Origin of the sequence: Paenalkalicoccus suaedae, assembly GCF_006965545.2 — a bacterium.
GTDB lineage: Bacteria > Bacillota > Bacilli > Bacillales > Salisediminibacteriaceae > Paenalkalicoccus > Paenalkalicoccus suaedae.
Genome location: NZ_CP041372.2, coordinates 2,560,367 through 2,576,639 on the forward strand (window position 1 = coordinate 2,560,367; position 16,273 = coordinate 2,576,639).

The 16,273-nt window shown below is 44.4% G+C and carries 15 protein-coding genes and 2 other annotated features; of the genes, 2 read left to right on the forward strand and 13 right to left on the reverse strand.

Annotated features, from left to right (window positions below):
- Positions 1 to 262: 262 nt before the first annotated feature.
- The 4 genes from FLK61_RS13870 to FLK61_RS13885 form a co-directional block, all read right to left on the reverse strand.
- Positions 263 to 775: a GNAT family N-acetyltransferase gene (locus tag FLK61_RS13870; RefSeq protein WP_176009984.1), complete on the reverse strand. Its 513-nt coding sequence runs from the start codon at positions 773 to 775 to the stop codon at positions 263 to 265.
- 354 nt (positions 776 to 1,129) lie between these two features.
- Positions 1,130 to 3,547 carry a phenylalanine--tRNA ligase subunit beta gene (pheT, locus tag FLK61_RS13875; protein ID WP_176009985.1) on the reverse strand — a complete coding sequence of 806 codons (2,418 nt, stop codon included), beginning with the start codon at positions 3,545 to 3,547 and terminating at the stop codon, positions 1,130 to 1,132.
- Positions 3,548 to 3,569: 22 nt separating this feature from the next.
- Positions 3,570 to 4,604, reverse strand: a complete 1,035-nt coding sequence (pheS, locus tag FLK61_RS13880; RefSeq protein ID WP_176009986.1) for a phenylalanine--tRNA ligase subunit alpha — start codon at positions 4,602 to 4,604, stop codon at positions 3,570 to 3,572.
- A gap of 58 nt (positions 4,605 to 4,662) precedes the next feature.
- Positions 4,663 to 4,876 (reverse strand) — a binding site (T-box leader).
- Between the two features lie 55 nt (positions 4,877 to 4,931).
- A complete protein-coding gene (locus FLK61_RS13885; protein WP_176009987.1) occupies positions 4,932 to 5,687 on the reverse strand; it encodes a TrmH family RNA methyltransferase in 756 nt (251 codons plus the stop codon).
- 112 nt (positions 5,688 to 5,799) lie between these two features.
- Here FLK61_RS13885 and sspI point away from each other — a divergent pair, with 112 nt between their 5' ends.
- The gene (gene sspI / locus FLK61_RS13890; RefSeq protein ID WP_176009988.1) at positions 5,800 to 6,009 is read left to right on the forward strand and encodes a small acid-soluble spore protein SspI; all 210 of its coding nucleotides are present in this window, start codon (positions 5,800 to 5,802) and stop codon (positions 6,007 to 6,009) included.
- 281 nt (positions 6,010 to 6,290) lie between these two features.
- On the opposite strand, the gene FLK61_RS13895 is transcribed toward sspI, so the two are convergent.
- Together FLK61_RS13895 and dut are read right to left on the reverse strand one after the other, a co-directional pair.
- On the reverse strand, positions 6,291 to 7,367 hold the full coding sequence (locus FLK61_RS13895) for a M42 family metallopeptidase (protein WP_176009989.1): 1,077 nt from the start codon (positions 7,365 to 7,367) through the stop codon (positions 6,291 to 6,293).
- Positions 7,368 to 7,454: 87 nt separating this feature from the next.
- Positions 7,455 to 7,901, reverse strand: coding sequence for a dUTP diphosphatase (gene dut / locus FLK61_RS13900; protein WP_176009990.1), 447 nt, complete (start codon positions 7,899 to 7,901; stop codon positions 7,455 to 7,457).
- A 178-nt stretch (positions 7,902 to 8,079) separates the two neighbouring features.
- On the opposite strand from dut, the gene FLK61_RS13905 reads away from it, so the two are divergent.
- Entirely contained in the window at positions 8,080 to 8,472 is a 393-nt protein-coding gene (locus tag FLK61_RS13905; RefSeq protein ID WP_176009991.1) for a sigma-w pathway protein ysdB, read from the forward strand.
- 51 nt (positions 8,473 to 8,523) lie between these two features.
- Here the strand turns inward: FLK61_RS13905 and FLK61_RS13910 are convergent, their stop codons facing one another.
- From FLK61_RS13910 to thrS, 7 genes are all read right to left on the reverse strand, one after another.
- Positions 8,524 to 9,099 (reverse strand): TVP38/TMEM64 family protein, encoded by a 576-nt coding sequence (locus FLK61_RS13910; protein ID WP_176009992.1) that lies wholly within the window; start codon positions 9,097 to 9,099, stop codon positions 8,524 to 8,526.
- Between the two features lie 18 nt (positions 9,100 to 9,117).
- Positions 9,118 to 9,387, reverse strand: coding sequence for a DUF1294 domain-containing protein (locus FLK61_RS13915; protein ID WP_176009993.1), 270 nt, complete (start codon positions 9,385 to 9,387; stop codon positions 9,118 to 9,120).
- Between the two features lie 811 nt (positions 9,388 to 10,198).
- A complete protein-coding gene (gene rplT / locus FLK61_RS13920) occupies positions 10,199 to 10,555 on the reverse strand; it encodes a 50S ribosomal protein L20 (protein ID WP_176009994.1) in 357 nt (118 codons plus the stop codon).
- Between the two features lie 63 nt (positions 10,556 to 10,618).
- Positions 10,619 to 10,807, reverse strand: coding sequence for a 50S ribosomal protein L35 (gene rpmI, locus FLK61_RS13925; protein ID WP_176009995.1), 189 nt, complete (start codon positions 10,805 to 10,807; stop codon positions 10,619 to 10,621).
- Between the two features lie 95 nt (positions 10,808 to 10,902).
- Positions 10,903 to 11,406, reverse strand: coding sequence for a translation initiation factor IF-3 (gene infC, locus FLK61_RS13930; RefSeq protein WP_176009996.1), 504 nt, complete (start codon positions 11,404 to 11,406; stop codon positions 10,903 to 10,905).
- Positions 11,407 to 11,495: 89 nt separating this feature from the next.
- Positions 11,496 to 11,615 (reverse strand) — a sequence feature (ribosomal protein L20 leader region).
- Between the two features lie 62 nt (positions 11,616 to 11,677).
- Complete coding sequence (locus FLK61_RS13935) at positions 11,678 to 13,834, reverse strand: EAL domain-containing protein (protein WP_176009997.1); 2,157 nt, start codon at positions 13,832 to 13,834, stop codon at positions 11,678 to 11,680.
- Between the two features lie 174 nt (positions 13,835 to 14,008).
- Positions 14,009 to 15,952: a threonine--tRNA ligase gene (gene thrS / locus FLK61_RS13940; RefSeq protein ID WP_176009998.1), complete on the reverse strand. Its 1,944-nt coding sequence runs from the start codon at positions 15,950 to 15,952 to the stop codon at positions 14,009 to 14,011.
- Between the last annotated feature and the right edge of the window lie 321 nt (positions 15,953 to 16,273).

Sequence of the window (16,273 nt, forward strand, 5' to 3'; positions counted from 1 at the left end):
GCTTGAATTGCTTAAGTGCTAATTAGTTTAAATCTACTCTTCGAGCTGTCAGCCCTCCAGACACTCTACGACATCTATGGGGTCGGCCTTTGAGCTTCCTCGTCGGCATAATTCGCCTCCTGTGGGATCTCAAAAACCTCCTGCTCCCATTGATTGTCTTCGAATGTCCTCCGGGCCTGCCACCTCTGCGTTTGATTTAAAATGAGCATAAGAAAAGAACCCTCTTCTAGTTGGTTAGGAGGGCTCTTTTTATTGGGCTCAATTATAAGTTATATTCATATTGTATTTGTCGGCTGTTCTTCCCTTGATATTCTTCGCTTCCTAATCTACTTGTTTCTTTAAATCCTATCTTCTTAAGCATGTTTATCGAGCGAACATTGGCTTCGTGTGTTTCTGCGTTAAACGTTGTAATTCCTAACTCTTTTGAGGCATACTCCATCATACATATGGCAGAATGGTATCCAAGCCCTTTTCCCCACAACTTACTATCACCAACTGCAATACCTAGCTCAGCAGTCTGATCTTCAATACAAGCCACATCTGCATATCCAATTAGACTCTCGTTAAGCTCAATTCCCATCCTAATAAAATCTTCCGCTTCGTTATGAACACATCTGAGCCACCAACTATATAGTTCTTCAGGGCTTCTATTTAAATCCCATCCATTAGCTGAGCAAAAAAGATCATCCTTGCTCCATGTCAAAACAGTGTCATAATCATTCATGGTTATAGGTCTTACCTTTAAGTCCTGTGGCACGTTTTTATCAGCATTCATCTTATTTCACCAGCCTTTACATAGAGACTTTGGAAACACTCGCCGTGAATCGGTATCTTACAACAAGCAAGCAGATCAGTTCCTAGTTTACCTCTTAAAGAAATGAGTAACGTTTTGTCCTTCAAAAGCTAGGCAACGCCCTTGCTCCTAGTAAAATCCCATAAAAAAAAGGAACGATGTCGTAAAACACCGTTCCCCTCCGGGCCTCCGGAGCGGAGGCTGGCGACTCCTAGAGGGACCTTCCGCGCAGCGAAAATCCTTTCGAACGGCCATTGGTTTGGCCGATCGAAATAGTTGAGCAAGCCCCTCAGGAAAGCGTCAGCTGGGAGCGTAGGAGGACCGGAGGTCTAGCACTTACGTCCGTAAAACAGCGCCAGCTTCCTGCTCTAAGCCTACTAACACCTTACCGTGAGCCGCACTCACTTCTTCCTCCGTCAACGTCTTCTCACGATCGAGATAACGCAACGAGAACGCGACAGACTTCTTACCAGCCTCCACGTGCTCTCCTTGATAAAGGTCAAATAGAGAGACGTCTACAAGAAGTCTTCCACCGTGCGAGCGAATGATCGTCTCAAGCTGATGTGCCGAGATGGATTCATCGACGACAAGCGCAATATCACGAGCTACTGCCGGGTAGCGCGGGATTGCTTGATAGCGCATCGTTGCTTCTTCGATGTCCATAAGCTTGCTTATATCTAAATCAAACACGTACGTCTCAGGTAGGGACCATGCCTTCGCTGTTGATGGGTGGATTTGCCCAATGTAGCCAACGTCTTCGCCGTGAACGGTTAACTTCGCCGTACGTCCAGGGTGCATGCCCATACGTTCTGCCTTCTCAAAAACAACGCCTTCTGTTACATGCAACTTCTCTAAAAGTCCTTCGACAATGCCCTTCACAACAAAGAAGTCCACTGCCTTCTTCTCGCCCTGCCATGCATGCTCCTGCCAGAGGCCCATCACAGCACCAGCAAGCTTCGTCGTCTCCGATGGTTGCTCCGTGATCGTTGTTTCTCCCGTCGTAAATACTGAGCCGAGCTCAAACAGCGCAACGTCGTATGTGTTGCGATTCTTGTTGTGCGACAGCGCATCTAAGAGATGAGGCACAAGCGTCGTTCTGAGCGTGCTTCTCTCCTCGCTCATTGGGAGTGAGACAGATACTCGAGCTGCTTCTGGAGAAACAAACGCAGACTCCTTTGCCGATGTTGTTAACGAATAGCTGATGGCCTCGTGCATGCCTACAGATTCAAGGTAGCGGCGCACCTGACGCTTTTTGCGCTGCGTCGCAGTTAATCCACCTTGAGTCGTTGGAATGTTTGGTAGCGTCGTTGGGATGTTATCGTAGCCAAACAGACGCGCAACCTCCTCGACGATATCTGCTTCAATCTGAATATCCTGTCTGCGAGTTGGGACAGAAACTGTGAACGTTTCGTCACTCTCGTCAAAGTCAAACTTAAGCTGCTTAAAGATAGAGCCAACCTGCGTTACAGTAAGACCTGTTCCGAGTGTGTTATTGATCTTGTTAAGCGTGATCGATACAGACTTATTCTCGCGATCTAGCTCGTCAATAACCGCAGGCTCTGCTAACACGTCTCCGCCAGCAAGTTGCTGAATAAGAGATACAGCACGATCTCCCGCTTCACGCACGCGGTTTGGATCTACGCCCTTCTCGTAACGGACACTTGCATCACTGCGGATACCAAGGTCGCGCTGCGCTTGACGTACAACTGCTGCATCAAAATATGCCGCTTCGACTAATACGTCTGTTGTCTCGTTTGACACCTCGGAGTTCGATCCACCCATAACCCCAGCGATTGCAACAGGCGCTTGACCGTTTGTAATCACGAGGTGATCGGATTGAAGCGTGCGTTCTTGTCCATCAAGTGTTTGAATCTTTTCGTCGTTTGTTGCACGACGTACCACCACTTCTTTTGATCCAAATTTATTGTAATCAAACGCGTGAAGTGGCTGACCGTATTCAAGTAAGACGTAGTTCGTTACGTCAACGACGTTGTTAAGTGGACGAACGCCTGCTGCCATTAACGCCGACTGTAGCCATAGTGGCGATTCTCCTACACGTACGTTGCGGATAACCGTCGCTTCGTAAAAAGGATTGTCCTTTAGCGCGTCTACTTTAACGGACATATAGTCTGCCGTTGTTTCTGCTACTGGCACGATGCTTGGCTCTGGTACAATCACGTCACGATTTAAAATCGCTCCAATTTCGTACGCTACACCTAGCATGCTCAGGCAGTCCGAGCGGTTTGGCGTTAGATCAAGCTCAAGCACCGTGTCGTTAAGACCAAGTACTTCTGTTGCTGATTCGCCTGGAACCATTTCCTCTGGGAAAGCAAAGATGCCTTCGCTATACTTTTTCGCAACAACCTTCGAATCAAAGCCAAGCTCCTGTAACGAACAAATCATGCCTTCGGACGTTTCGCCACGAAGCTTTGCGCGCTTGATTTTCATGCCACCAGGAAGGCGTGCACCAACGCGTGCAACGGCAACAAACATGCCTTCTGCTACGTTTTTCGCGCCACAGACGATTTGTACCGTCTCTTCGCCAACATCCACCTGACAAATTTTTAGCTTATCCGCTTCAGGGTGCTTTTCGCAGGAAATCACCTTACCTACTACTAAATTCGTGATATCCGCGTCAAGCTTTGTCACAGCATCCACTTCAACCCCGCTAAGCGTTAGCTTGTCTGCGATTTCTTGTGGTGTTAAGTCTTCCACGTCTACATATTCTTTTAACCAGTTATATGATACTAGCAACGTTATTCCTCCTTTGTTAAGCCTATTCTTGAGTAAATTGTGATAAGAAACGCGTGTCGTTTGTATAGAAATGACGAATATCATCGATTCCGTATTTAAGCATAGCGAAGCGCTCTACGCCCATTCCAAATGCAAATCCACTGTATTTCTCTGGATCAAATCCACCCATACGTAGGACGTTTGGATGTACCATACCAGAGCCTAATACTTCAATCCAGCCTGTCTGCTTACACGTACGACAGCCTTCTCCGTGACAGATTGCACACGAGATATCAAGCTCAGCCGATGGCTCTGTGAATGGGAAGAAGCTTGGACGGAGGCGAATTTTGCGCTCTGGTCCGAAGTAGTTCGCAACAAATTTTTCAAAAATTCCTTTTAAGTCACTCATGCGAATTCCTTCGCCAACAACAAGTCCTTCAATTTGCATGAACTGGTGAGAGTGCGTCGCATCATCTTCGTCGCGACGGTATACCTTACCAGGACAAATGATTTTAACAGGACCTTTGCCTTCATGCTTTTCCATCGTACGCGTTTGTACAGGCGACGTTTGTGTGCGTAGTAAAAGCTCTGGCGTAATAAAGAATGTATCCTGCATATCACGCGCTGGGTGATGCTTTGGTAAGTTTAATGATTCAAAGTTATAGTAGTCTGTCTCAACCTCTGGACCTTCTGCAACCTGGAAGCCCATACCGATAAAGACGTCTTCAATCGTCTCTACAACCGACGTTAATGGGTGACGTCCACCGGCTTGTACATCACGACCTGGTAGTGTGACATCAATGCTTTCCTTATTGAGTTGCTCGCGTATCGCTGCTTCCTGAAGCGTCTGCTCCTTCTCCTCAATCAATCGTCCTACGGACTGACGGACAACGTTCGCCTTTTCTCCAACAATTGGGCGCTCTTCAGGCGTTAGCTTGCCCATGCCCTTCATTACTTCTGTGATCGCACCCTTTTTCCCTAAGTACGCCACTCGCACATCGTTTAATTCTTGGAGCGTGCTCGCCTCAGCTACACGCACCATTGCTTCGTCATGAAGCTCCTGCAGTCTATCTAGCATGATTGATGCCTCCCTTAATTCTTTTCTTGTGAGAAAACACAAAAAAGCCTTCGAACCCAAAAGGGACGAAGACTTCGCGGTACCACCCTTGTTAGTAGACAAGTGTCTACTCTCTCGTGTAAAGAAGATAACGGACTTCAAACCGAGCAACCATTACGGCGCTAACTCCAGAGTGAATTCGGCGGGGCGTTTGCAAGAAGTGCTTCCAGTCAAGGCACTTCCTCCCTAGGTGCATCGCGAGTCCGCGTACTACTCTCTTTCAACGTCAAATAATCGTTCTATTCGCTATCATTATATAGTCAATTGCCAAATCGTGCAACGCTTTGTTTAGTCGCCACGTAAATGATACATTAAAATTCCAGCAGCAACCCCTACGTTTAACGACTCCGCTTCCCCGTGAATCGGAATATATAAATTTTGATCCGTTTGCTTTAACAGCGTCGGATCGACCCCACTACCCTCATTACCTAAAAGGAGCGCAAAGTTTTCTTGAGGGGCAATCGCATTAAACGTACTGCCGTGCAAGCTCGTGCCAAACACTGGTACACCGTTCTCCTTGCAGCGCTCAATGGCTTCATGCAAATCCATCTTTTGTACAGAAATATGAAATAGGCTACCTTGCGTCGCACGTAACACTTTCCCGCTAAACGGATCGGCACAGCCTTCACCTAAAATAATGCCATCGAGTCCAGCAGCATCTGCCGTACGTACCATCGTTCCGATATTACCTGGGTCCTGTACATTATCTATTAATAAAAACTTGCCTTTTTCAAATAAAATATTTTGTCTGTCAGGTAGTTCACAAATCGCCGCGATCCCTTGTGGCGTCTCTGTCTCACAAATCTCTTTCATGACTCGCTCCGGCACTTCTACACGGAGAACGTCGCACACATCCCACTCTTTTGAAAGCTCTACACCCTCTTCGATGATCAAGTCTTTGACGTTAAGTCCAGCCTTCAGTGCCTCCTCGACTAAATGCCGCCCCTCAATGATAAACAGGCCGGAACGATCGCGCTCCTTCTTTTTATGCAACTTCTTCCACGCCTTTACCCTCGGGTTTTGCACAGACGAGATATATTCCATCGTACACACCTCTATTTCACATAAATTGCTAACTATATTTATTATAAACCTTCTATAACTTACTCATACTATACCAGATCGGTTCATAAATCTATACTTTAGGAGGAAAATCATGTCTTTTGCGCTTCGGCCAGCTATTCTGGCAAACATTCAAGGGAATTCAAATGAGGAAGTGGAAGCAACGATCGTCGATGCTATTTCACGTAATGAAGAGAAAATGCTACCAGGTCTAGGTGTCATGATGGAGCTACTTTGGCAAACAGCATCGGAAGAAGAAAAAGCGACTGTAACTGCACGAATTTCAGAGGCTCTGACGAAGTAAGTTACGAGAACATTTATTGTAGCATCCTGCGTACGCTTTTTCCTTTTCAGCGTGCGCTTTTTCATTTTATGAGCGGAGGTTATCCGGAAATGCGGTGTGGTTTTCCGTTCAAGCGAAAGGGTTATCCGGAAATGCGGTGTGGTTTTCCGTTCAAGCGAAGAGGTTATCCGCTGTAACTCGAATAGAAGATTAGGCTAATCACAGACTTTCCTAAACATAAAAAAGGAGGAACCGACGCCTCGCATCGGTTCCTCCAAATTTATTCAAGTTAAACACTCACTTTAGTCAAACGTAATCGCATCTACAGTCTTACGATCTAACTTTTTGATTACTTCTACAATCAGTTTAACCGCATTTTCGAAATCATCACGGTGTAAGATCGCTGCGTGCGTGTGAATATAACGAGTTGCGATCGTAATCGATAGCGCTGGTACCCCATTTGCTGTTAAGTGAATCGCACCGGAGTCCGTTCCGCCACCTGGCACAGCATCATACTGGTACGGAATGCCTTTTTCGTCCGCAGTATTTGTGACAAAATCACGCAGACCTTTATGTCCAACCATCGATGCATCAAACATAATAATTTGTGGACCTTCGCCCATTTTAGATAGTGCTTCTTTCTCCGTTACGCCAGGAGTATCTCCTGCGATACCAACGTCCACGCCAAAGCCGATGTCTGGCTGAATGTGGTGCGCAGAAGTACGCGCTCCGCGAAGTCCTACTTCTTCCTGTACCGTTCCAACACCGTACACGACGTTTGGATGCGCTTCGCCTTTAAGACGCTTTAATACTTCAATCGCAATCGCACAGCCAATACGGTTGTCCCATGCTTTTGCCATTAATAGCTTCTCGTTTTTCATGACCGTAAAGTCACAAACAGGCACGATTGAGTCACCTGGCTTTACGCCAAACTCCATCGCTTCTTCTTTGCTTGTCGCACCGATATCGATAAACATATCTTTTTTATCAACAGATTTTTTGCGAGCTTCTGGAGGCAAGATGTGCGGTGGCTTTGAGCCGATTACGCCAGGGATATCGCCTTTAGACGTCATCACCGTGACACGTTGCGCGAGCATTACCTGCTCCCACCAACCTCCGACTGGTTGAAACTTAATAAACCCTCTGTCATCAATGTTTGTCACCATAAATCCGATCTCATCTAAGTGACCTGCAACCATGATTTTTGGTCCGTTCTCATCACCTACTTTTTTGGCAATAAGACTTCCTAAGTGATCTGTTTCTACATCATCCGCGAACGGTGTGATGTACTTTCTCATCACGTCACGTGGCTCACGTTCGTTACCTGGGATCCCATTAGCATCCGTTAAATCTTTCAGCATTTGTAGCATGTCTTCCATGTGATACCCTCCTCAAATTCTATATGTACATATCCTAGTATAGCGTTTTTTCTGAATTTGCTCAATTTTTTTCGATCTTCGAAATAGTTACACGTCATCTCGCAAACCAGACGAACCAAATCCCCCTTCGCCTCTCGGTGTCTCTGTTAATTCCTGTATCTCCTTAATAGGAGAAAGTAAAACAGGTGCAATGACCATCTGTGCAATCCGCATGCCTACTTCGACTTGAAACGCTTCTTTTCCATGATTAATGAGCATGATTTTAATTTCTCCGCGATAGCCTTCATCAATTGTCCCAGGGCTATTTAGTACGGTAATGCCAAACTTGTGAGCAAGGCCACTCCTCGGTCGAATTTGTGCCTCTGTTGATGGCGGTAATTCGATTGCAATTCCGGTGCGAATCGTCTCATAGCTACCCGCCTCAATCCATTTATCCTCGGCCGCATATACATCTAGACCCGCATCCGTTTCGTTTGCTCGATGAGGTAGCCGCGCCTCTTGTATTAATCGTTTTACTCCAACTGTCTTTGTCATAAGTAAGTCTTCCTTTCGCTCAATCAAATTACTTTGCAACTGGGCTTCATTTGTTCATACTAAAAGATATACGAATTATTTTTGAAGAAAAATGAAACCTCGCCTACCACTCTATCGTAGCATAGGTAAGAGCTTGTTCGTAGTGTCGCATTTAAAGAAGGAAGAAGGAGAGATGACGATGACTGTTCTATTATTTCGGCTATTCCTTCTAATCGCTGTTGGTATTATCGTCTTCAGCATTGGAAAGTACGTGCTTGATCCAAAGCGTAAGCTCGAGCGCGCGAAGCAGCGCGGAGACTTTTATTTATTAGATGATGTTGATCAGGTTCGTAAAAATGTGTTATTCACCGTTCACGGCGCGTTGTTTTATGGCGAAAAATTTCTTGGTCCTTCAGAAGATTCGTTTGAAGTTGTTCGCATCGCTGTTCACACAGACGATATAGACCAATTACAAGGCATGCAGGCGCAAGACTTCGTCTTCCTCGAAAAAGAGCTAACGGTGCGTTATCCGAAAGCAGAAATCGAGTGGAGAAGTCCTATAAAAGAGGTTAGAAAACGTTTAAAGACGTGATACGTAAAAAGGGAAGCAAACAGATCACAACGATCTTGATTTGCTTCCCTTTTATTGTGGATCTACCTGATTTTTATCAGCAGGCGATCGGTTTTTCCTCCACTCTAAAAGCCCAAAAGCTGTTAAGGCAAGAGCGATTAGAACAATAGATACCTCCCACGGCACATCTGTTAAGACATGACCAAACCCTGTAAAGATAGCAGCCGGTAGTAGAATACCAACAACCGAATAATACATATAGCCTTTAAATGTCTTCGTCATCTCCATTAAATAAAGTGAGAGCAAATGAAAATGCACAAATGGCATCATTCGAAGAATCATGACTTGCCCGACAGACATTTCTCGATCCTTAAACACCTTCTGTTTTAAGCTCGCTATCTTTTCTCTAAAAGTAGGAAATTTATTCACGATGATGTAAAAAACAAAGCTCATCAAGCTAAGTCCGATAATTGAATAAAGCGTTCCATACAAAAAGCCAAAGAAATACCCGCCAGCAACACATACTAGTACGACTGGCAAAAATAATATTGGTCGAAAGAGATGCAGTAAAACAAATAGGATTGGGGCAATTACTCCTGCTTCTTCAATCACTTGCGCGATTTGATGTTGGATCATGTCGATATCCATGTGTGAGCCCCTCCTTTACTAAATAAATCCAAGATATATGAGCAGTGTAGCATGTGCAAGGACAAATACGGGCAATAAAAGCTTAAAGACCGGCTTTTTTGTTTTGTGTCGGATAACTTGTCCTGTTATAAGCATGCCTAATGCACCGCCAAGAAACGCGATCGTTAGTAGGTTCTTTTCAGAGATGCGTCGCTTTTTTGCTCGTGCAGCTTGCTTGTCTCCTATAAATAATGTTGCAGCTATGATATTTATGACAAGTAAATATCCAAAGAGGATAAGTGCTTCCATGTCGTGTACCTTCTTTCATAAATTCTTTTAAGAGATTAAGATCAATGTCAAGTGCAGGCACCTTCGGCGCCCCTCTGCGTCGGGCGCTTCATACCTGTGTGGCTTGGCGGGCTTTTTGATAGGCCGAACCAGCAGCCGTTCAAAAGGATTTTCGCTGCGCGATAGAGCTACACGGGTATCTCGCACCCGCCGCTCCGGGTTGCCTACGGTTACGGAGAATAAAACTAATTGACTTTCTATTTCTAAGTAAACACTAGACGAAGGATCGTTACCAAACTATCTATTTCCTGTTTCATTTAGAATAATGCATGGTGCGTAAATCTTGTACTTACTCTAGCAGAGTACCTGTCTATTTCAAAAGAAGTAGTGCGTATTCTTTAAGAAGTAAGTCGAAAAAGAAGAAGAGTAAATTAACAAAAGAAAAAGCCTACTATTATTTCAACCAACTATAACTAATTGAACTCACTACTCCATAAAGATGCTCAAGAGCAGGCAGACTCGGAGGACATTCGGAGACAATCCATAGGGGAAAGAGGTTTTTGAGATCCCACAGGAGGCGTTTAGAGTGAGACGATAGTCGAACTCTGCCGACGAGGAAGCTCAAAGACCGGCCCTATGGATGTCGTAGAGTGTCCGCAGAGCTGACTGCTCTAATCTCTTTTAACTCAACGAACAGAACGTAACTAGTTAGCACTTAATCAATAAAAGCTCGAAGAGCTTAGAATACTAGTTAGCACTTGGTTCACTTATCCACAACAAAAAAAGGAGAATCCCTTTGCGCTAACGCTCGAGGAGACTCCTTTCTAACTTATTACTTTAGGTTTTCTTTAGCTTTAGCAGCTAAGTCTGCGAATGCTTTTTCGTCATTAACAGCAAGATCAGCAAGCATCTTACGGTTCATGTCGATTCCAGCAGTCTTTAGACCGTGCATAAAACGGTTGTAAGAAAGACCGTTAATACGAGCTGCCGCGTTAATACGCGTGATCCATAGCTTACGGAAGTCGCGCTTCTTTTGGCGACGATCGCGGTAAGCGTATAGGAAGGACTTCATTACCTGTCCTTGTGCAGTTTTAAATAAACGGTGCTTCGAACCTACATACCCTTTAGCAAGTTTTAAAATCTTTTTACGACGACGACGTGTTACATATCCGCCTTTTACTCGAGCCATCGTAATCCCTCCTCATAAATGAATTTTTTTGGTGTTCTATTGAGATGCCTAACTCTTAGGCAATTAGATCATTTGACCGATGCGCTTTTGGTCACCTTTAGAAACGATACCAGACTTGCGAAGCTTGCGCTTTTGCTTCTGGCTCTTGTTAGCAGCAAGGTGGCTAGTATACGCCTTCGCGCGCTTTAGCTTACCAGTACCTGTCTTTTTGAAACGTTTTGCAGCACCTCTGTGCGTTTTCATTTTTGGCATGTCCAAGATCCTCCTGTCCAATAATTTGTTGTCGTTGTTGTTGGTGTTATATAAAAAGATCTATACAACCATGTAGAGGAAGCTACATGATGTTTTTACTTTTCTTCCACAGGTGCGAGCACGAGGAACATGCTACGACCTTCCATCTTTGGCTTTGCTTCAATCGTTGAAATATCTTCACACTCTTTTGCAAGCTTCATTAGAACGTCACGTCCTAATTCAGAGTGTGTAATTGCACGACCACGGAAACGGATTGCTGCTTTTACCTTATCGCCTTTAGATAAGAATTTGCGAGCATTCTTTAGCTTCGTGTTAAAGTCGTGATCATCAATATTTGGGCTTAATCGTACTTCCTTAATATTGATTACCTTCTGATTTTTACGAGCTTCTTTTTCTTTCTTTTGTTGCTCGTAGCGGAACTTCCCGTAGTCCATAATGCGACATACAGGTGGTTTCGCGTTAGGTGCTACCATAACTAAATCAAGCTCTGCGTTACGAGCCATCTCTAGTGCTTCCTGCTTCGACTTCACGCCGATTTGATCGCCGTTAGCACCAATTAGACGCACTTCGCGAGCACGAATGTTTTCGTTAACAAACATATCCTTACTAATATTGAGCCACCTCCATGAAATTGCGGATCAAAGCAAGACTTTCCGCTGCTATCATACTCATAAAAATAAGTTTGTAGCACACAAAAAAAGTGCGGGAGAATAATCGCCCACACTTCTACGTTTAAATCGTAATAAAGACATAGTAACCTGACAGCCTTTGCCGACTAGGTGAGAAGCGGGCGCTTCTTCTTGCTTTGCTTTCCGTATTATGTTCACTCAAGTAATATACCATAGCTAAAAACTGGTGTCAAACCCTTTTCTAAAACTTTACCTTCTCTCTATCAAGATACATCATTAGTTCTTGATATGGAATAGGCTTTGAGAAGTGATAGCCTTGTAAATAAGAGCAGCCACTCTCTTTTAAATATTGGCTACTTGCCTCTGTTTCTACACCTTCTGCAACAGTTGTTATTCCTAGCTTCTCTCCTAATTGGAGCGTTGCTGCGACGATTGCTTTATCAGCATTTTCTCGTGGCAAATCTCGAATAAAGGACTGATCAATTTTTAACGAGTCCACTTTAAAATGCTTTAAATAGCTTAGTGACGAATAGCCTGTGCCGAAATCATCAATCGCAATCGTAAACCCTAATGCACGAAGCATATCGATCTTTGCAACAGACTCAGCCGTATTTTCCATTAGAGCATTCTCGGTAATCTCAAGCTGAATATTGGAAGGGTCTACGCCCTCTGTCCGCACAATTGTACGAATGATATCAACGAAGTCCGGTTGCTTCATTTGCTCGGTAGAGATATTAATTGCAACGGTTAACGTGAGCCCTTCAAGCCTCATCGCATAAAGATCTTGGCAAGCCTTGCGCACGATCCACTCTCCGAGTGGGATGATGAGCCCTGTACGCTCTGCAACCGGAATAAATTCCGCTGGAGAGATGAGCCCCTTTTTAGGGTGAAACCATCTAACGAGCGCCTCCACACCGATTGTTTCTTTCGTATCTGCGCGCTTTACTGGCTGATAATGTAAAGCAAATTGATTGCCTGCTTTAAGCGCTTGACGAATGTCATTCTCTATTTGGACAGAAACAAGGAATTCGCCTCTCATTCTGTCTTCGAAGAATCGGTACGTTTGGCCACCCGCATGCTTGGCACTGTAGAGAGCCATATCTGCATTCTTCATGAGATCTTCAGATTGTACATAATTACTCGTAGCCTCTGCCACTCCTATACTTGCGAGCTGATGAAAACCATCCTCTAAATGAGGGAAGGGCTCGTCGAAGGATTCTAAGACGACATCGAGTAAGTCCATCAACGTCTCTTCCGAGTAGCCCACTAAAGAAATAGCGAACTCGTCTCCGCCGAGATGGTAAAGGCGATGCTCGTCAGCAAAGTCCTGTAATGGAATAGCTTGAAGTCGCTCTGCGATCATCATAATGAATTGATCGCCAATAGAGTGGCCAAACATATCATTAATATGCTTAAAATGATCGAGATCAATGAGGAGAAGTGCCATTTTGTGCTGCTTTTCCTTTGCCTCTTCTAAATCGTATAAAAGTTGTTCCTCTAGAAGTCGCCTGTTAGGAAGTCCTGTCAGCGTATCTTGAAAAGCAATACTCTTCGCTGTTAGCTCCGCCTTCTTCATCTCTGTCACATCACTAACAGAGACAACCACTTCGGTAATTTGCCCTCTTTTATAGATCGGCGATAAGCTAGCGTGTAAGTAGTAATTGCTTTTTTCGAACTCAAAATGAACGGTTTGACCGTGAAATGCTTTTTGAAACTGGCGGTCAATATAAGGATAATCTTCTTCCGCGCCTAACAGGTCTCTTACATCTAGCGTGTCTAAATCAAGCTGCTTCAACTTTAACGCTTCAGCAAGCTTTCCTTCTAATAGCTTCACTTTATATGTATGATTCGTTTGCACAACGCGTAAAACAAAATTTTGTAAGTGTTTAATCACAGACGCAAAATCCTTTTCAAGCTCGACGCGGTGCTGCACTTCTGCAAGTCTACCTTCTGTTATATCTGTTTGTATCGTCAAATATACAGCTGTTTCGCCGTTCTCACTTAAAATAGGGAATACGCGAGCAAGCACCCAGTAGTTATCGCCAGACTTCGTTTGGTTTTTGAGCTCTCCGTGCCAATACTCGTTGTTTTTTAAATGATTGCACAGATCTTTATAAAGCGCGGGGTCATACTTATCTGATTTTAGAATCGTATAGCTTTCTCCAACGAGCTCCTTATTTGCATAGCCACTGACCTTGCAAAACGTCTCGTTTGCGTGGAGGATCTCTCCTTGATTAGAAAAGATAGCAATCATATTGGAGGAATCAACTGCATCCCAAATTCCTTCCAAGGTGAATAAATGTTCGTTTAGGCTTTCTGAAATAACGCCATAATCTTTCTCAAGCTGGAATCGAAATGTTTCGATCCAATCACCCACCACATTTGTTGACCGCCACATAGCTCATCGTCACATCCTCTATCATATACCAGTTATTACTACCATTATACGCTTTAATACCTATAACAACAATTGCTATTTCCCATAACATCCACCTTATTTGTCCATATATATACCTTTATAACTATAATAAAAGGACCCTCTCTAAAAATATAGAGAGAAGTCCCAATAGATCTACTTCTGTTTTTGTGCAATTACGTGTTGAATATGCTCAACAAACTCATCTAACGATTGTTCTTCTGTTTGTTGTTGTCCGTAACGTCTTACGTTTACACCATTGCTCTCAATTTCTTTATCCCCTAAAACGAGGAGATAAGGAATCTTTTGCATTTGAGCCTCACGGATTTTATAGCCAAGCTTCTCGTCACGTACGTCCACGTTGACACGTACTCCTGCTTGCTTGAGCTTGTCCTCCACTTTTCTCACATAATCCATGTGCACGTCACTAACAGGAATAGCCTGCACTTGAACCGGAGCAAGCCACGTTGGGAATGCACCTTTGTATTCTTCTAGAAGGAAGGCAATAAAGCGTTCCATCGTCGATACGACGCCGCGGTGAATAACAACTGGGCGATGATCCTTGCCGTCTTCCCCTGTGTACGCTAAGTCAAATCGATTTGGAAGGTGGAAGTCGAGCTGAACTGTAGAGAGAGTCTCGTCCTTACCAAGAGCTGTCTTTACCTGCACATCTAGCTTCGGACCGTAAAAGGCCGCTTCGCCTTCTGCTTCTACGTACTCAACACCCATTTCATCGACTGCTTGTTTAAGCATGCCTTGCGCCTTTTCCCACATCTCATCGTTATCGACGTACTTCTCTTTATTCTCTTTATCACGGTAGGATAAGCGGAAGTAGTAGTCATCGATGCCAAAGTCCTTGTAAACAGCCTGAATGAGCTCTACCACTCGAATGAATTCCTCTTTAAGCTGATCTGGGCGACAGAAAATATGGGCGTCGTTAAGCGTCATCGCGCGAACGCGCTGAAGACCAGCAAGTGCTCCACTCATCTCGTGGCGGTGCATCGTGCCAAGCTCGGCAATACGAACAGGCAGGTTACGGTAGCTGTACTTTTGATTTTTATAGACCATCATATGGTGCGGACAGTTCATTGGACGAAGCACGAGATCCTCGTTATCCATCTCAAGTACTGGGAACATGTCGTCTTTGTAGTGATCCCAGTGTCCAGATGTCTTATATAAATCCACGCTACCTAAAACTGGCGTATACACGTGATCGTAACCAAGACGTTCCTCAATGTCCACAATGTATCGCTCTACTGTACGTCTTACTGTCGCACCCTTTGGTAGCCATAGCGGTAAGCCTTGACCCACCTTTTGATTTAACGCGAAGATTCCGAGTTCCTTCCCGAGCTTACGGTGATCGCGCTCTTTACGCTCCTCTAAAATACGAAGGTGCTCGTCTAGCTCCGACTGCTTTTGGAAAGCTGTGCCGTAAATACGCTGAAGCATTTTGTTATTACTATCTCCACGCCAGTAGGCGCCATTGATCGCCATAAGCTTGAATTTCTTCAGCTTGCTTGTCGATGGCACGTGAACGCCACGGCAAAGATCAAAGAATTCTCCTTGCTCATAAATCGTAAGCGTCTCTCCTTCAGGAATATCTTGCAGAAGCTCAAGCTTTAGCTCATCTCCAAGCTCCTCATAGCGCTTGATCGCTTCTTCGCGAGTAACCTCGACGCGCTTAATTTCTAAATTCTCATCTATAATACGCTTCATTTCTTTTTCGATCTTTGGAAGGTCTTCGGTCGTTAAATTAACGTCAATATCAATATCATAATAGAAGCCCTCTTCAATGACTGGACCAATTCCGAGCTTTACCTCATGATCAGAATAAATACGTTTAATTGCTTGCGCTAACAAGTGAGCCGTACTGTGACGTAATACATCGATACCTTCTTTTGTATCGTATGTTAAGATCTCAATTGCAGCGTCTTCTTGGATCGGAGTTCTAAGATCGATTGGCTCTCCGTTTACTTTACCTGCTAATGCACTTTTCTTTAGACCTGAAGAAATAGATCCTGCTACTTCCTCCATTGTAACCCCAGCGGCAAACTCTTTTTTTGCACCATCTGGGAACGTAAGTACTACTTGCTCTGCCATCGTAACACTCCTTCATTTATATGTTTCACAAAGAGGGGAGAGGTTTTTTAGGCAAACAAAAAACACTCCTCCCTCTATAGAAAGGGACGAGTGTGAAATCGTGGTTCCACCCTTATTCCAGACAACCTGTCTGCTTCGTTCATCTCTGTATCGTAGAGGCACGTCCATTCATACTAATCGTAGGACTTTCCGAATGAATGCTACGAGGTGGTATTTGATGTCCTGTACAGAGGAGACTCTCAGCGACCATCTCCCTCTCTTTGCTGTCAATTGACGTCAAACATGTCCTCATCTATGCATGTGCAATATATGCTTATAGAG

Bases quoted from the DNA above. Each gene is read 5' to 3' on its own strand.
- FLK61_RS13870 (WP_176009984.1), bottom strand. From the start codon at position 775: ATGAATGCTGATAAAAACGTGCCACAGGACTTAAAGGTAAGACCTATA.
- pheS (WP_176009986.1), bottom strand. From the start codon at position 4,604: ATGCTAGATAGACTGCAGGAGCTTCATGACGAAGCAATGGTGCGTGTA.
- FLK61_RS13885 (WP_176009987.1), bottom strand. From the start codon at position 5,687: ATGGAATATATCTCGTCTGTGCAAAACCCGAGGGTAAAGGCGTGGAAG.
- sspI (WP_176009988.1), top strand. From the start codon at position 5,800: ATGTCTTTTGCGCTTCGGCCAGCTATTCTGGCAAACATTCAAGGGAAT.
- FLK61_RS13895 (WP_176009989.1), bottom strand. From the start codon at position 7,367: ATGGAAGACATGCTACAAATGCTGAAAGATTTAACGGATGCTAATGGG.
- dut (WP_176009990.1), bottom strand. From the start codon at position 7,901: ATGACAAAGACAGTTGGAGTAAAACGATTAATACAAGAGGCGCGGCTA.
- FLK61_RS13905 (WP_176009991.1), top strand. From the start codon at position 8,080: ATGACTGTTCTATTATTTCGGCTATTCCTTCTAATCGCTGTTGGTATT.
- FLK61_RS13910 (WP_176009992.1), bottom strand. From the start codon at position 9,099: ATGGATATCGACATGATCCAACATCAAATCGCGCAAGTGATTGAAGAA.
- FLK61_RS13915 (WP_176009993.1), bottom strand. From the start codon at position 9,387: ATGGAAGCACTTATCCTCTTTGGATATTTACTTGTCATAAATATCATA.
- rplT (WP_176009994.1), bottom strand. From the start codon at position 10,555: ATGGCTCGAGTAAAAGGCGGATATGTAACACGTCGTCGTCGTAAAAAG.
- rpmI (WP_176009995.1), bottom strand. From the start codon at position 10,807: ATGCCAAAAATGAAAACGCACAGAGGTGCTGCAAAACGTTTCAAAAAG.
- infC (WP_176009996.1), bottom strand. From the start codon at position 11,406: ATGTTTGTTAACGAAAACATTCGTGCTCGCGAAGTGCGTCTAATTGGT.
- FLK61_RS13935 (WP_176009997.1), bottom strand. From the start codon at position 13,834: ATGTGGCGGTCAACAAATGTGGTGGGTGATTGGATCGAAACATTTCGA.
- thrS (WP_176009998.1), bottom strand. From the start codon at position 15,952: ATGGCAGAGCAAGTAGTACTTACGTTCCCAGATGGTGCAAAAAAAGAG.